18 protein-coding genes and 1 pseudogene are annotated in these 13165 nt (G+C 44.7%); 11 read left to right on the plus strand and 8 right to left on the minus strand.

The genetic code is table 11. The annotated features are described in order from the left end of the window. Window positions 1–237, plus strand: a 237-nt coding sequence (locus tag ACUVJL_RS08810) for a hypothetical protein (RefSeq protein ID WP_445245497.1), incomplete at its 5' end; no start/stop codon positions are given. A 12-nt stretch (window positions 238–249) separates the two neighbouring features. Further along, a pseudogene (locus ACUVJL_RS08815) lies at window positions 250–459 on the plus strand (TRADD-N-associated membrane domain-containing protein); the annotation flags it as partial. 132 nt (window positions 460–591) lie between these two features. On the opposite strand, the gene rbsK reads toward ACUVJL_RS08815, so the two are convergent. Further along, window positions 592–1533, minus strand: coding sequence for a ribokinase (rbsK, locus tag ACUVJL_RS08820; RefSeq protein WP_445245498.1), 942 nt, complete (start codon window positions 1531–1533; stop codon window positions 592–594). A 317-nt stretch (window positions 1534–1850) separates the two neighbouring features. On the opposite strand from rbsK, the gene nblR reads away from it, so the two are divergent. The 3 genes from nblR to ACUVJL_RS08835 all read left to right on the plus strand — a co-directional run bounded on the left by nblR (window position 1851) and on the right by ACUVJL_RS08835 (window position 4420). Continuing rightward, window positions 1851–2546: a response regulator transcription factor NblR gene (nblR, locus tag ACUVJL_RS08825; protein ID WP_332954162.1), complete on the plus strand. Its 696-nt coding sequence runs from the start codon at window positions 1851–1853 to the stop codon at window positions 2544–2546. Window positions 2547–2698: 152 nt separating this feature from the next. Beyond that, window positions 2699–3214 carry a DUF192 domain-containing protein gene (locus ACUVJL_RS08830; RefSeq protein ID WP_445245499.1) on the plus strand — a complete coding sequence of 172 codons (516 nt, stop codon included), beginning with the start codon at window positions 2699–2701 and terminating at the stop codon, window positions 3212–3214. A 990-nt stretch (window positions 3215–4204) separates the two neighbouring features. Then, window positions 4205–4420 carry a DUF2949 domain-containing protein gene (locus tag ACUVJL_RS08835; protein WP_445245500.1) on the plus strand — a complete coding sequence of 72 codons (216 nt, stop codon included), beginning with the start codon at window positions 4205–4207 and terminating at the stop codon, window positions 4418–4420. A 55-nt stretch (window positions 4421–4475) separates the two neighbouring features. On the opposite strand, the gene ACUVJL_RS08840 is transcribed toward ACUVJL_RS08835, so the two are convergent. Both ACUVJL_RS08840 and ACUVJL_RS08845 read right to left on the minus strand, forming a co-directional pair. Continuing rightward, complete coding sequence (locus tag ACUVJL_RS08840; RefSeq protein ID WP_445245501.1) at window positions 4476–5633, minus strand: pyridoxal-phosphate-dependent aminotransferase family protein; 1158 nt, start codon at window positions 5631–5633, stop codon at window positions 4476–4478. 64 nt (window positions 5634–5697) lie between these two features. Further along, window positions 5698–6885: an RNA-guided endonuclease InsQ/TnpB family protein gene (locus ACUVJL_RS08845; protein WP_445245502.1), complete on the minus strand. Its 1188-nt coding sequence runs from the start codon at window positions 6883–6885 to the stop codon at window positions 5698–5700. A gap of 37 nt (window positions 6886–6922) precedes the next feature. Here ACUVJL_RS08845 and ACUVJL_RS08850 point away from each other — a divergent pair, with 37 nt between their 5' ends. Then, entirely contained in the window at window positions 6923–7054 is a 132-nt protein-coding gene (locus tag ACUVJL_RS08850) for a ribbon-helix-helix protein, CopG family (RefSeq protein ID WP_445243008.1), read from the plus strand. Between the two features lie 57 nt (window positions 7055–7111). On the opposite strand, the gene ACUVJL_RS08855 is transcribed toward ACUVJL_RS08850, so the two are convergent. Together ACUVJL_RS08855 and trpC are read right to left on the minus strand one after the other, a co-directional pair. Continuing rightward, window positions 7112–7357 carry a DUF5340 domain-containing protein gene (locus tag ACUVJL_RS08855; protein ID WP_333129563.1) on the minus strand — a complete coding sequence of 82 codons (246 nt, stop codon included), beginning with the start codon at window positions 7355–7357 and terminating at the stop codon, window positions 7112–7114. A 349-nt stretch (window positions 7358–7706) separates the two neighbouring features. Then, the gene (trpC, locus tag ACUVJL_RS08860; RefSeq protein ID WP_445245539.1) at window positions 7707–8606 is read right to left on the minus strand and encodes an indole-3-glycerol phosphate synthase TrpC; all 900 of its coding nucleotides are present in this window, start codon (window positions 8604–8606) and stop codon (window positions 7707–7709) included. Between the two features lie 85 nt (window positions 8607–8691). Between trpC and ACUVJL_RS08865 the strand changes: the two genes are divergently transcribed. From ACUVJL_RS08865 to ACUVJL_RS08880, 4 genes are all read left to right on the plus strand, one after another. Then, a complete protein-coding gene (locus ACUVJL_RS08865; RefSeq protein ID WP_445245503.1) occupies window positions 8692–9111 on the plus strand; it encodes an element excision factor XisH family protein in 420 nt (139 codons plus the stop codon). Then, window positions 9096–9488, plus strand: coding sequence for a XisI protein (locus tag ACUVJL_RS08870; protein WP_445245504.1), 393 nt, complete (start codon window positions 9096–9098; stop codon window positions 9486–9488). Before ACUVJL_RS08865 ends, ACUVJL_RS08870 begins: the two co-directional genes overlap by 16 nt. Window positions 9489–9645: 157 nt before the next feature. Beyond that, window positions 9646–9981: a DUF433 domain-containing protein gene (locus tag ACUVJL_RS08875; protein ID WP_445245505.1), complete on the plus strand. Its 336-nt coding sequence runs from the start codon at window positions 9646–9648 to the stop codon at window positions 9979–9981. Further along, window positions 9978–10337, plus strand: coding sequence for a DUF5615 family PIN-like protein (locus ACUVJL_RS08880; RefSeq protein ID WP_445245506.1), 360 nt, complete (start codon window positions 9978–9980; stop codon window positions 10335–10337). The genes ACUVJL_RS08875 and ACUVJL_RS08880 overlap by 4 nt, the downstream gene beginning before the upstream one ends. Before the next feature lie 164 nt (window positions 10338–10501). On the opposite strand, the gene ACUVJL_RS08885 is transcribed toward ACUVJL_RS08880, so the two are convergent. From ACUVJL_RS08885 to ACUVJL_RS08895, 3 genes are read right to left on the minus strand one after another with little or no spacing between them, the layout of a single operon-like run. Further along, entirely contained in the window at window positions 10502–10822 is a 321-nt protein-coding gene (locus ACUVJL_RS08885; protein ID WP_445245507.1) for a Txe/YoeB family addiction module toxin, read from the minus strand. Continuing rightward, window positions 10806–11102, minus strand: a complete 297-nt coding sequence (locus ACUVJL_RS08890; RefSeq protein WP_445245508.1) for a type II toxin-antitoxin system Phd/YefM family antitoxin — start codon at window positions 11100–11102, stop codon at window positions 10806–10808. Before ACUVJL_RS08890 ends, ACUVJL_RS08885 begins: the two co-directional genes overlap by 17 nt. 28 nt (window positions 11103–11130) lie before the next feature. Then, window positions 11131–12594, minus strand: coding sequence for an NB-ARC domain-containing protein (locus ACUVJL_RS08895; RefSeq protein WP_445245509.1), 1464 nt, complete (start codon window positions 12592–12594; stop codon window positions 11131–11133). A gap of 216 nt (window positions 12595–12810) precedes the next feature. Here ACUVJL_RS08895 and ACUVJL_RS08900 point away from each other — a divergent pair, with 216 nt between their 5' ends. Beyond that, window positions 12811–13038, plus strand: a complete 228-nt coding sequence (locus tag ACUVJL_RS08900) for a hypothetical protein (protein WP_445245510.1) — start codon at window positions 12811–12813, stop codon at window positions 13036–13038. Window positions 13039–13165 lie beyond the last annotated feature (127 nt).

Raw genomic sequence — 13165 nt, forward strand, 5'->3', positions numbered from 1 at the left:
GCCGATTTGACTTGTTCGATACACCCTGGAGAAACTTTGAGCGATCGCCCCATGATGCCTTTAGAGAAAATTACTAATTTAGATTATAGGTTCGATCTCAACTACAAGTCAACTCGCTCAACCTTTTTGCTCAACCCTGAACTCACGTTAAATTTAGAGGACGATCGACCATCGTCCTCTGATGATTATTCCAAGATCGCTCGTCGTTGCCAGATGATTCAAGAGAGTTGGCGTTAAGCTCGTTTTAGTTCTAACGCCACTTTTGGATTCATCATCACCAGCGCTTTAGTCAGTATTTTAGGCATTGTACTGTTGTTTTCTGGGAAAGTCCTAGAAGGCAAACTTGCCACCGCTGGCGGATTAACATCAAACATTGTCAGCGTTGGGTTACTCAAGTTTACAAAAGAAACGAACGACAGACTCGATCGCCTAGCCAAAGAATTCAAAGACGACAATTAAACAAAAATAGTTAAAGTAGGGTGCGCCTTCCGCACCTGACAAATTACCAATTCAACTAATGCGCGCTTTACAAATCAAAGTAGGGTGCGCCTTCCGCACCTCACAAATTCAACTAACGCGCACCTGACAAATTCAAATTAAATTCTGCAAAAATTTATCAAAGGTTGCCCGATCGGGCATAGCACCTTGAGCACCCACTTTAGTTGTGCACAGAGCGCCCGCTGCTGCGCCCCACCGCACCGCCTCTGACAAGGACAGGCCGGCATCTAATGCAGAGGCCAAACCGCCGTTAAAAGCATCGCCAGCAGCCACAGTGTCGATCGCCTCCACAGCAAAAGCCGGTACAAAAAACGTTTCATCCGCAGTAACAGCAACAGCCCCCCGATCGCCCAATTTGACAATAACATTCTTCACCCCACGCTCCTGCAAGTGTTTGGCAGCTACAATCGCGGTTTCCGTGTCATTCACCCGAAAACCGACTAACTGACCCGCTTCCACTTCATTCGGCGTCATAATGTCAATTAGCGGATAAAGTTCGATCCTCTTCGAGGGCTCCGCTAACGTCAAATCCGCCCTAGCCGGTGCTGGATCGAGAATAACTCGCACCCCCGCTTGACAAGCAGCTTTCGCAGCCTTTAGGACAACTTCCAGGGGAATTTCTAACTGTAACAGCAAAGATGTAGCTCCTGTTAAAAGTTTTTTGAGACGTTCTATATCTGCTTCACCGACATTGTTATTCGCCCCCGGAATCACAATAATATTATTTTGACCTGTCTCGTCTACCGCGATAATTGCCACACCTGAATGAGTGTTTTGGTCTATTAATACATTGTCTGTACTTAAACCATAAGATTGTAAATTAGTCAATAATTCTTCAGCAAATTTATCGTTGCCGACGCGGCCGATGATGTGGGTAGAAGTGCCGAGACGGGCGGCGGCGACGGCTTGATTTGCTCCTTTGCCGCCACCGGCCGTGAAAAAATTGCTACCGATAATAGTTTCCCCTGGTTGCGGCAACCGGGGAGTTTTTGCTGCTAGGTCGATGTTGATACTGCCGAATACGATGATGGTCATAATTTAAATTGGGAATTGGGCATGGGGCATGGGGCATGGGGCATGGGGCGTGGAACCTTATAGAATTGGGAATTGGTAATAGGTAGCAACTCGCAAATAACTCATAACGAATAGACATCTCCCATAATTATCGTGGAACAGGCATCCTGCCTGTTCAAAATCTGCTTTTTATGAGAAGTTTAATAACAACAAATAACAAATAACAACAGTCAACAGCCAACAAACAACAGTCAACAGCCAACAGCCAACAGCCAACAGTTAACAACCAACGGCCATCAAACGTGCTAGAACAGTTATGGTCTTCACCGGTCAATTCAATGGCTGCAATTACTCTCGATCGCAATCCCTGTGTCCTGCTAGTTGAAACAGACGAAGTTCTCGCCGGACACTTGAGTCTCGACTTAAAATCCTCCGGCTACGAACCGGTAGTGGCTTCTAATACCGCCACCGGCCAACAGTTAGTCCGTCAATTGCAGCCAGCTTTGATTGTAATTGACCGGATACTTGGTCCTGAGTCGGGGCTGTCACTGTGTTCTAACCTCAGAAGTATGGGCAATCGGGTGCCGGTGCTGCTATTGATCGGTCGTGATACAGTTGACGATCGCGTAGCTTGTCTAGAAGCTGGCGCGGATGATTATTTTCTCAAACCTTACCGCACTGAGGAGTTTTTGCAGTTGGTGCGCTTGTATTTGCAGCCCGATAACACCAGCAACGAACAATTGAGGTTTGGCGATTTAGTTTTGGATTTGGCCTCTAGGCGGGCCCTGCGCAATGGACGGGCGATCGACCTGACGATGAAAGAATTTGAGCTGCTAAAGTATTTGATGGAACATCCCCGCGAGGTTTTGACTCGGGAACAAATTCTGGAAAATGTTTGGGGTTACGACTTTCTGGGCGAGTCGAATGTGATTGAGGTTTACATCCGCTATCTGCGGATTAAGATTGAAGATGAGGGCGAAAAGCGCTTGATTCAGACGGTGCGCGGTGTTGGCTATGTGATGCGCGAAGCTTGAGGCAGTCAGTTGACAGTTGTTAGTTGTCAGTTGTCAGTTGTCAGTTGTCAGTTGTCAGTTGTCATCACTCAACGCAGTCAACAGTCAACAGTCAACAGTCAACAGTCAACAATTGCCAATCTAAAATCTAAAATCTAAAATCTAAAATCATTATGAGTTATTTAGCTAATTTGCTCGGTATTGGGGTAATTCTATTTTTGCTGGGATGTTCGCCGACTTTACCTGTCGCAGATGCTGGTGCTACTGGTATTTTGACCTCGCAGTCTCCGAGGGCGACAACATCGGGTCAAGTGCTGCCGGTTTCTGCTAGAGCTCGGATAGCCGATCGCCCAATCGAACTCGAAGTCGCCAAAACAGCGGAACAACAGGCTATGGGTTTAATGTACAGAACTTCTTTGCCGGATGACAGGGGAATGCTGTTTGAGTTTAAACCGGCGCGGGGGGTCAATTTTTGGATGAAAAATTGCAAGATTTCTCTGGATATGATTTTTCTGCGGGATGGGGTGGTTGAGGCGATCGAACTTTCTGCACCTCCTTGTACTGCTGATCCTTGTCCTACCTACGGGCCCGATACTGCTGTTGATCGAGTTATTGAACTCCGGGGCGGGCGAGGTGCTGAACTCGGTGTCAAAGTGGGCGATCGTATTGAAATCGAGTTTTTCCAGTAAAACTTCCGACAGTTTCAGTTCCCTCGCGCACGAGGGCTAGAAACCCGGTTTCTTCCGATATTTCGGATTACTAAACCCAAAATTTCCTAGAAACCGGGTTTCTTCGGTCAACCTGCCTCAGCGAACTAAGTTTTGAGGTTGTAGTCTGAAACCCTTATTCTACGGTTGGCACTCAAAAAATGTCCGAAGCGTTGTTCCAGTAAAACCGGAACACAGACACAATCCCCCGGTTTCCATCGCCCAGAGCTCCGCCTGCCTTCGGAATCCCCGAAAAAATTTAGAAACTTTACAAAAATTGATTATATTTGTTAAATTATTAATGTAAGATTCAGTACAGACACCAAAAGATTTGCTACGATGTCGATCTTACTGAGTCTAGACTTGAGCTTGTTTGCGGAAGCTGTGGATTGTTGGTCGCGGGTATGAGAAGAGTCAGCGACTCGTTTCCAATCCTGAGAGACGATACTCAGCCTCAAGAGGTAGCAGCACGAAAAGAAATTCTCTGCAACTTCTGAAGTTCGAGCTAAATCTACTAAACCTATTTGAAGTAAAATTCTACGAGCCAAGTTAATTGGCCAAGTTAACTTCTGGTAGCAGGTAGGGGTTTGATCGAAATATCTAACCAATTTTGAAGTAGATTTGCGGATTCTGCATTTTGGCAGATGAAGTTAAACTCTGAACCTGGTTTATTAGTTTTAGGTAGCAGAATTTATTTCGATTCGCGCTGCAAAGATGCCGAGGTATTCAGTCTAGATTCTATCGCGCTCGCAAGTCGATCAGGCTGGCAGCAGCAAAAGTGCAAAACCTTTCGTTTTTTGGGAAAGGTTGGCTTTACAGTCGCACTGAGAATTACGTTTGGCACTTTCAACCGCCAATACTGTTAAAACAGTTATCGACGGTTACAAGACAGCTTTAAAACTGGCATATTACTAATCAAAAACATCAGGTTCCCATTAGAAAATGGTGTCCTATACAAAGAGGTGAAATCAGATGGCACCGGCTAGATACACTCGATTAATTCGATTTTTACAAGAAGATTTGGCAATTTCTCCCGCGTCAATTGCTGTCGCCGAACGTCGTGGCGGTGACAAACAGCGCCAGCGCGATAAAGACCCGGATTCCTTGCCGATGGTTCTGTGGCAATACGGTTTAGTCACTCTCGAACAGTTGGATAAAATCTTTGATTGGTTATCCGAAGCATATTAAAAGGATTTTAGATTTTAGAGAAAATCCAAAATCTAAAATCCTTTAACAACTGAGATTAGGATTCAGCCAAGAATTTGGCAGCAGCGGCAACGCCGGCACCAGGAGTATAGCCTTCATGACCCAATTCTCGCAACACCGCTTCTAAAGAGGAAATTGCTGCTAGGATATCGCGATCGGACACAAAGCCCAAATGGCCGATTCGGAAGATTTTACCTTTCAAATGGTCTTGTCCGTCGGCGAGAGCAATGTCAAATCTTTTTCTCATCAAAGTCCGCACTTTTTGAGCATCTACGGATTCTGGTGGCATAACCGAGGTAATCGCAGGGCTGGCGGCATCGTCAGCAGCAAACAAAGGCAAACCTAAAGCTTTTACAGCAGCGCGAGTAGTTGTCATCAAGCGTTTGTGCCGCGCGAAAACGTTTTCTAATCCTTCGGCTTTCATCATCTGCAATGTTACTTGCAGCCCAAAAAACATATTGACCGGCGGAGTAAAAGGAGTCGTATTTTTGGCAGCTTCTTTGCGGTATTTGCCCAAATCTAAATAATAGCGGGGCAGTTTCGCAGTTTTGTAAGCTTCCCAAGCTTTGGGACCCACGGCCACAAAACCCAAACCAGGGGGAATCATGTAAGCTTTCTGAGAACCCGAAGCAATGACATCGATTCCCCAAGCGTCCATCGGCACGCTGACAGCACCTAAACTGGTGACAGCATCCACCATAATTAAAGCTTCGCCGTGTGCTTTAACGTGGCGGTTGATGGTTTCGAGGTCGTTGAGGACGCCGGTGGAGGTTTCCGAGTGCGTGATGATGACAGCTTTGATTTGCTTCTCTGTATCTGCTTCGAGTTTTTCGCGGAAGTTTTCGGGGTCTAAAGGTTGGCCCCACTCGGCTTTAATAATTTCGGCGTTTAAACCGTAAGCTTCGGCGACTTCCGCCCAGCGTTCGCCAAATTTGCCGTTAGTGCCGACTAAAACTCGATCGCCCGCACTCAGGAAATTAATTATTCCAGCTTCCATCGCGCCGGTGCCGGAAACGGTTAAACTCAGGACGTCGCTGCTGGTTTGGTGCAACCATTTGAGGTTTTCGGTACATTCTGCAAAAATCCCGTCAAATTCCTTGCTGCGGTGGCCCATCGGGTGTTTTGCCATCGCTAACAAGGCCGCTTCAGGCACCGGCGTCGGGCCGGGAATCATCAGCATTAATTTGTTGTCCATGATATTGTCCTAAGTTTTTCTGTGGGAGTTATATAGAATAAATCAAATACGATACTTGAAATACTCACCGACCGTCGCGGACGGTGATTCTTGACGCTTCACAGGGTTCTGCTACCGAAGTAGTCTGACAATCCCTCTGCGTCCGTTTAGAGTCGTGGCGATTTCCCATCCCGACTTGTTCTATATTCCTAGAAGCGTTTTTATCTCTGTCTTGCTCAGTACCACAACTCAGGCAAAGCACTGAACGAATAGACAAATCGATTTTCCCCCATTTAAAGCCACAGTCCGCACAAACTTGACTGGTAGGTTCCCACCTGCTAATTACTTGAAACTCTCTGCCAAACTTTTCGGATTTGGCTTCACAGAGAGTTCTAAATTCTCTCCATCCTTGCTGGCTAATCGCCCTTGAAAGTTTCCGATTCTTTAGCATTCCTGACACGTTCAAATCTTCCAGAATAATCACTTGGTTTTCGTTGACTATTTTGGTTGACAGTTTGTGTAGGAAATCTTTACGGGTATCGGCAATGCGATTATGTAGTTTAGCAATCTTAATTCGAGTTACATTTCTTCTTTGAGAATCTTTGGGCTGACGGGCTAATTGGCGCTGGAGTTGGCGAACTTTTCGGTCTAACTTTTTATAACTGGGACTTTTAGCTTTTTCACCATTACTCATTACTGCCAAAGTTTTAATCCCTAAGTCAATTCCGATACTGGGACTCTTAGCCTCAATTTGAATTGGCCCAAGCTCTACAACAAAACTCAAAAAATAGCGGTTCGCACAGTCTTTGATTACTGTGACAGAGCTAGGTTTAGACGGCAATTCCCTAGACCATATAGGGTTGACGATTCCAATTTTGGCTAAATAGACACCATTGCCTTTAAAAGAAAAACCACCGCGAGTAAGTCTTGCCGACTGGCTGCTAGTCCTTTTTTTGAACTTAGGATAACCAACCTTGCGTCCCTTTCTCTTGCCCTTACAGGAGTCGAAAAAGTTCTTAAATGCTGTCTCTAAATCGGCTACAGACTGCTGTAGTGGAATGTTTGACACTTCCCCCAACCAAGCTCTTTCGATTGTCTGCTTTGCCTGAGTAATTACTATTTTCTGAAGCTCTGCGGATTTGGGCTTTTTCTCTGATTGCTTGCACAGCGCTAGAGCATCGTTCCAAACTACTCGCACACAACCAAACAACTGAGCTAAGCTCTGTTGCTGTTGGTCGGTTGGGTAGAATCGGTACTGGTATCTTGCTTTCATGTTATTATCTTAGCATAACTGACGGCATATTGACGGCATGAAAAAGTTAACTATTAGATGTTCTGATGAAGAATATGAGAAACTTGCGGAATATTGCAAGCTTACGAATAGAACGCAAAACGATGTATTCAGGGAGCTTATTAGGAAAATAAAGATAAAGCCGTCCTAGAAGGACGGGGCTTGTATCCCAGTTTCTTGGTCACGTCACGTGGGTACTCTAATTTTTTTAACTTTTAACTCCCTTCTGGTTAATTTCATTTAGAGACCAGCGATGTTCTACGGCTAAGTTCGATCGCTCGCAGCTTTGTTCTAATTGCTTTTGAATGGCAAGGGCTTTGCGCAATGTAATAATAAGTTGGTGAACTTGTTGCTGCTGCTGCGACTGGGGACTGACAGCAAACATCGTTTTGCGTTCTAACAATTGAAGTAGCAATTCATAATGAATGTACGAAGGAAGGGGGATTGGCTCCATGAAAGCTAACATACCTCAGCGAACCGACACCCCATTGCAATTGCATGAGGCATCACAGGTGAACATTAGATGCCCGATTTTTTATTTGTTTTCTAACCGTACAATAACCCCTGCTTTGCCGATCGAATATTCGGGGCTGGGTGCGTCGGACACGCTAAATTTGGCTATCGACAGGCTTACAGAATAGATTTAATTGCTTTCTGGCAAAATATTTCTATGCAATGTAGCTTTGAGTGCTATTTTTTTTTACAGTAGCGCTTGAGTCGATGCAGGCTAGAAATTCTCATTATTTACCTACTCAATCACTTTTTATCAGAATTAAGGGGGATTTGTCAAGCGGTCTCGCCTTTCACAGGCCCGGATGCGCTTCGACAAGGGAGGCTAAAGCGGCGCCTGGATCCGGCTGTTTGACCAGAGATTCGCCGATGAGAACGGCTTGGGCTCCTGCGCTGGCAACTTGAGTTAGGTCGTCGGGAGTGTGGATTCCTGACTCGCTGACGATGAGGATGCCTTTTGCTTGGATTTCGGTTTGTCGAGCGGCTAATAGTTGACCGGTAGTTTCTAGGCTGACGGAAAAGTCTTCTAGGTTGCGGTTGTTGATGCCGATCAGGTTAACGCCTTCTAGGGTTAATACTCGATCGAGTTCTTCGAGAGTGTGAACTTCTATTAAAGCTGTCATGCCCAACGTCTTGACAATTTTTACAAAGTATTGTAAGTCTTTGTCAGATAGAATAGCTGCGATTAACAATACAGCATCTGCCCCGTGAATCCGGGCGAGATAGATTTGGTAGGGATAAATAATAAACTCTTTGCAAAGTAAGGGTAAATCGACGGCGGCACGGATTTTAGCGAGGTTGTCGAAGCTGCCTTGAAAGAACTTTTCATCGGTAAGTACGGAGATGCAACTCGCGCCGTTTTGTTGGTAAGCTAGGGCGATCGCCACTGGGTCGAAATCTTCGCGAATTACGCCTTTGCTGGGGGAAGCTTTTTTAACTTCGGCGATGATAGCGGGTGTGGTTTTACCGTTTTTGAGGGCGCCCAGGAAGTCGCGGATGGGCGGTGCAAACGGGAGTTTTTTGTGAAGATCGGCTAACGGGGTGCGATCGCGCTTTTGGGCAACTTCAGCTTCTTTTTCCCAGACGATTTCTTCGAGGATGTGCTGGGGTTCGGCGTCGGGTACGGCGATTTGGTAGCTGAGGTAAAGGACGGAGACTGATGTGCTGGGGGGACGGCGGCGGATTTGAAGCATGATAGGGGGATAAAGGGCGATCGTAACAAGTTTCAACGTATTATATAATGGTTACAGTAAATCCTCCTAGCCTGAGAGCTAATGCGTGCCAGCTAAAGATATTTATCACGATACAGTTAAGCGTGCCTTACAAAAGGATGGTTGGATAATTACTCACGATCCATTTCCCCTGCAAATTGGCCGCAAGCGTTTATCTGCCGACCTGGGTGCAGAGCGTCTAATTAATGCCGAAAAAGGCACCCAAAAAATTGTTGTTGAGGTCAAGAGTTTTGTGGGACGATCGGATGTAAAAGATTTGGAACAGGCTTTGGGACAGTACGTTCTTTACCACCAAGTGCTTAATGAAATGCAGAGCGATAGAAAACTCTATCTTGCTATTTCTAAGCCTGCTTTTAAGAGCGTATTTACCATAGAACTAGGGCAAGTGTTATTAAAAAATCAAATTGTTAAACTGATTTTTTTTGATGTAAAAAGTGAGGAAATACTTCAATGGATACCCGATTGAGATACCAAGAAATTATCAAAAGCATACTTCAGGAACACGCTAAATACCGCAATACTATACCTGACGGCTATCATTCTCAACTGTTATTTGATGATGAACGGGGAGGATATTTAGTTTTGGATATTGGCTGGAATGATGACAATTACCTTCACGCTACACCAATCCACATCAATTTAATCGAGGGTAAAATATGGATTCAATATGATGATACCGAAGAAGGCGTGGCTACCGATTTACTAGCAGCAGGTGTTCCTAATGAAGATATTGTACTCGGTTTTCGGCATCCTCAAGTGCGGCAGTACACTGAATTTGGAACTGGTTTGAGTGAGAAAGATGCAGAAATTGTTGCTGAATCTGCTGCTGTGCGATCGGCCTAAGTAGACTACGGAGACTGATGTGCTGGGGGGACGGCGACGGATTTGAAGCATGATAGGGGGATAAAGGGCGATCGCAACAAGTTTTTATTATAGAAGGTCGATCGCCCTTTTCAATTTATGATAAAATGCGATTAACTAAGTATGCGGAGATAAACCGATGCAATTAGAAGACTATTTTGAATTTCTCGACCCCGATGACATCCGCATCAAAGGACATCGCATCGGCATCGACGACGTAATTAAATATTACTTAAATGGATATTCGCCCGACCAAATTTTGGAGGAATTACCGAGTCTAAATTTAGAGAAAATTTACGCGACGCTAACCTATTATTTGCACAATCGCAAGCAGATGGATGCTTATATGTTGCGGCTGGCGAAGTGGCGGGAAGAACGCTATCAGGAATGGTTGGCTAAGGAACCTTCTGATGTAGTGAAACGTTTGAGAGCAATCAAAGCACAGCGAGAACAGGAGTTACTTCTACTCAAGTGAAAATTCGTTTTTTACTCGATGAAAATTTGCCGCCTAAGCTGAAAAGTGCTGTATTGCATCTCCAGCCGGAGATAGATATTTTGCGGGTGGGCGACGCAAATGCACCGCCATTAGGAACCCTCGATCCAGAAATCATCAGCTATTTGGAATCATCGCAAAGGCTATTGGTAACGGATAACCGCAAAAGTATTCCCGGACATTTGGAGGAATATTGGGCGACGGGAGGACAAATTTGGGGACTGTTTTGGGTGCGTCCAAGTGCAAGTTTAGGCAGATGGGCAGAAGAAATTGTGATAGTTTGGGAGACTTCGGAAGCTGAAGAATGGATTGATAAATTGGATTGGATTCCATTATAAAAAATTGTTTAAAAAATGCGTGAAGCTTAGCTATCCTTTAGGGAATCGCACATTTTGCCGCTAAAATCCCTTCGCTAACCCGCAAGTCCGCCGGGGGTTGAAAACCCCGTCTCATAGCGAAAGTCCTCTAAAAGAGGACTGAAAAGTCAATTCATTATTTCGGGCTAATCTTCGTAATGATAGCGAGCTTGGAGAAAATCAATTCTCTTCTCGCTCACTAAGTAAACTATTCTATGTTCTAGAGTAAGCCTTCGCGACCACGTACCCGCATCCAAATATTTTAGGGGTTCTGGTTTGCCGATACCTGTGAACGGATCGCGCACGATCGCCTCTACTAATTTTAAAAGTCGGAGGGCAACTTTGCGGTCAAGGTCCACCCAATAGGTAAGGTCTTCTAGGAATTTAGGGTTAAAAACTGCATCGCGAAGAGGGGTTTTCTCCGGTTCTGCGGTTTCTTGTGGCGGTTGTTTACGCTTCTTCGACAAGTCCCGACTCCTGGCGCAATTCGCTGACAGTCTGAGGTTTGACTGTTCTGGCTTTTGCCTGTTTCAGGGCACTTAACAAGCGATCGGCGTTTTTGGGCGATCGCAGCAGGTGTAATGTCTCTAATAAGCTTGCCAACTCGTCAGCGGCAATTAAGGCTACGTTTTCGCCGTCTTTGCGGGTGATGATGATGGCATCGCGATCGCTGATGACTTGTTCGCACAGTTCATCAAGATTGGCCAGAGCTTCAGTATAGGTTACTTGGGTTTGTGTGAGTGACATGGTTTTTGGCTTCCCAATACTAAGGATATTATAAGGGCGATCGGGCTTCTTTTTCTATGTTTGGGCGGGAATAGTTAGTTTTGACATACTCTTTTAGTACCGGTGCAAGGGTAAAAAATGTACGATCGCCCTCCGGGATTTTTTCAACTAATGAACGCCGTCCCAAGGATTGCATCACTTTCAAAAATTGCGATCGAGATAATTGCAGATTCTCTGGCACTTTTGAGATGGAAACTGGCGCGGTTGCACTCGCTAGCCATGACATTACCTGTTTTTCTGACTCGGATAAGCGATTAAATGGCTGATGCAGTAAAGATTCTAAATCACCTAAAAATAGTGTATCATCCGACAAAAATTCCGATAGGCTGCCGTCAAACAAATCTTGAATCATTGTAGCAACTATTTTTAACCACAAGGGATTGCCTCTGTATTGTTCAATTAGTTCTGACAATTTTGCATCTTCAGCTAAACCTTTTTCTCTCAGAATTTCCCCCGCTTCAACACCTAAACCATTGAGTTGTAATGAGCGAACTGGCTGGTTGCTACCTTCTAATGCGGCGATTTCTCTAGGCTTTTCCGAAGTGAGCAACACTAAACAACTATTGTGAGATAATTCTGCTACCTGTCTGAATAGTGTGCCGTAATCTTCATATTTAGGTTGGTAATTACCAGCGAGTTGTCCGCTGCTATTTACCATTTGTACGTCATCGAGTATCAGCAGACAGCGGTATTTTTGCAAGTAGTTCAGTAGGGGCAATCCCCCGGTGGTTGCCCCATTCTCTGGGACAACCACGCCGTCGGCATTTGGGGCGGGCACGGGGGCGCCGCCCCTACTGAAGAATTGAATTATATTTGTTTTAAGTATTGACAGGGGTGGAGATGTGGCGAGACTTCGCCAGATGATGAAATCAAATTCATGTTTGATTTGTTCTACTAGGTGTACGGCGAGTGCGGTTTTGCCAATGCCGACTATGCCTAGTATGGCGATGAGGCGGGTGTTTTCGTGGAGAATCCACTGTTTGAGGGTGGTGAGTTCGGATGTGCGATCGTAGAAAATGCCAGACTTAGGCATTTCAGCTAAGAATTGACGCAATTTTGGTTCAGTGTTGCCTTTGTTTAGAGGTTCTTCATCAATTGGTGAGTTGGGTAATTTTGGGGACTGTGAACTATTTTCACAGACGTTGACGTTACCAATGTGTACACAATCTTTATTATTGAAGTTCCAGAGATTTGATAATTTTACTTGCTCCAATCTGACTCTAAAATTTGATTTATTGACTTCTTCACCTAATACTTCTGATAGTAGCTTCCATAATGCAGAGGCAATATCTTTAATGTGACCTTCACTACAGTGAGATTCATCTGCTATTGTTGAGTATTTCTGACCTTGTAAAGTTCCCCGCAGTATCACCTCTTGCAGATTGTCTAAGTGTTTTCCCGTATTGATAAAAACTAGGTCGTCGGCAAGTTTTAAGACTTCTTGAACGTCCATAGGTCGGTGGTGTAGGAGTTTTACCTACTATATCCTACTTTATCCGACTTTTTCTGGTCTGACCTACTTTATCCGGCTTTATCCGACTTAATAAGCTAAAAGAAATATTAAAAGTCCCTACTTGTTCCGACTTTTACCGACTGTACAAAACGGAAGAATTACGAAAAAATAATATTTATATCAGGCATTCATTAAGTTTATTTCAACATAAATAACATGAAAGTAAGGCTATTAATTTTGGGGCTTTGCCTACCAGTAACGATTGGTATGGTGTTGTTTTGTAACGTCCAGCAATCGAAAGCTGGCTGGAATTCAGTTGGTCGCATGGGTGTGCGTCAGTACATGACATCTAATAATAATGAAGAACGTCAAAATAGCTGGTTATTCTTGATGGGAATAGGAATAGTAGGAAATATGATAGGCGCTGTTCTTAAAAAACCATAAGCAACACCTATAGGGTTGTCAATAGGTAGTAATAGTTAAGACGGTAAATCCTGTCTACTTAAACCTTCGCTATTAGTTCTCATTATTTTTCATTTACAGTCAAGGTTCGGAGAAGTTTCTGCTTAGA

The organism is Microcoleus sp. OTE_8_concoct_300, from assembly GCF_031383065.1.
Lineage (GTDB): Bacteria > Cyanobacteriota > Cyanobacteriia > Cyanobacteriales > Microcoleaceae > Microcoleus.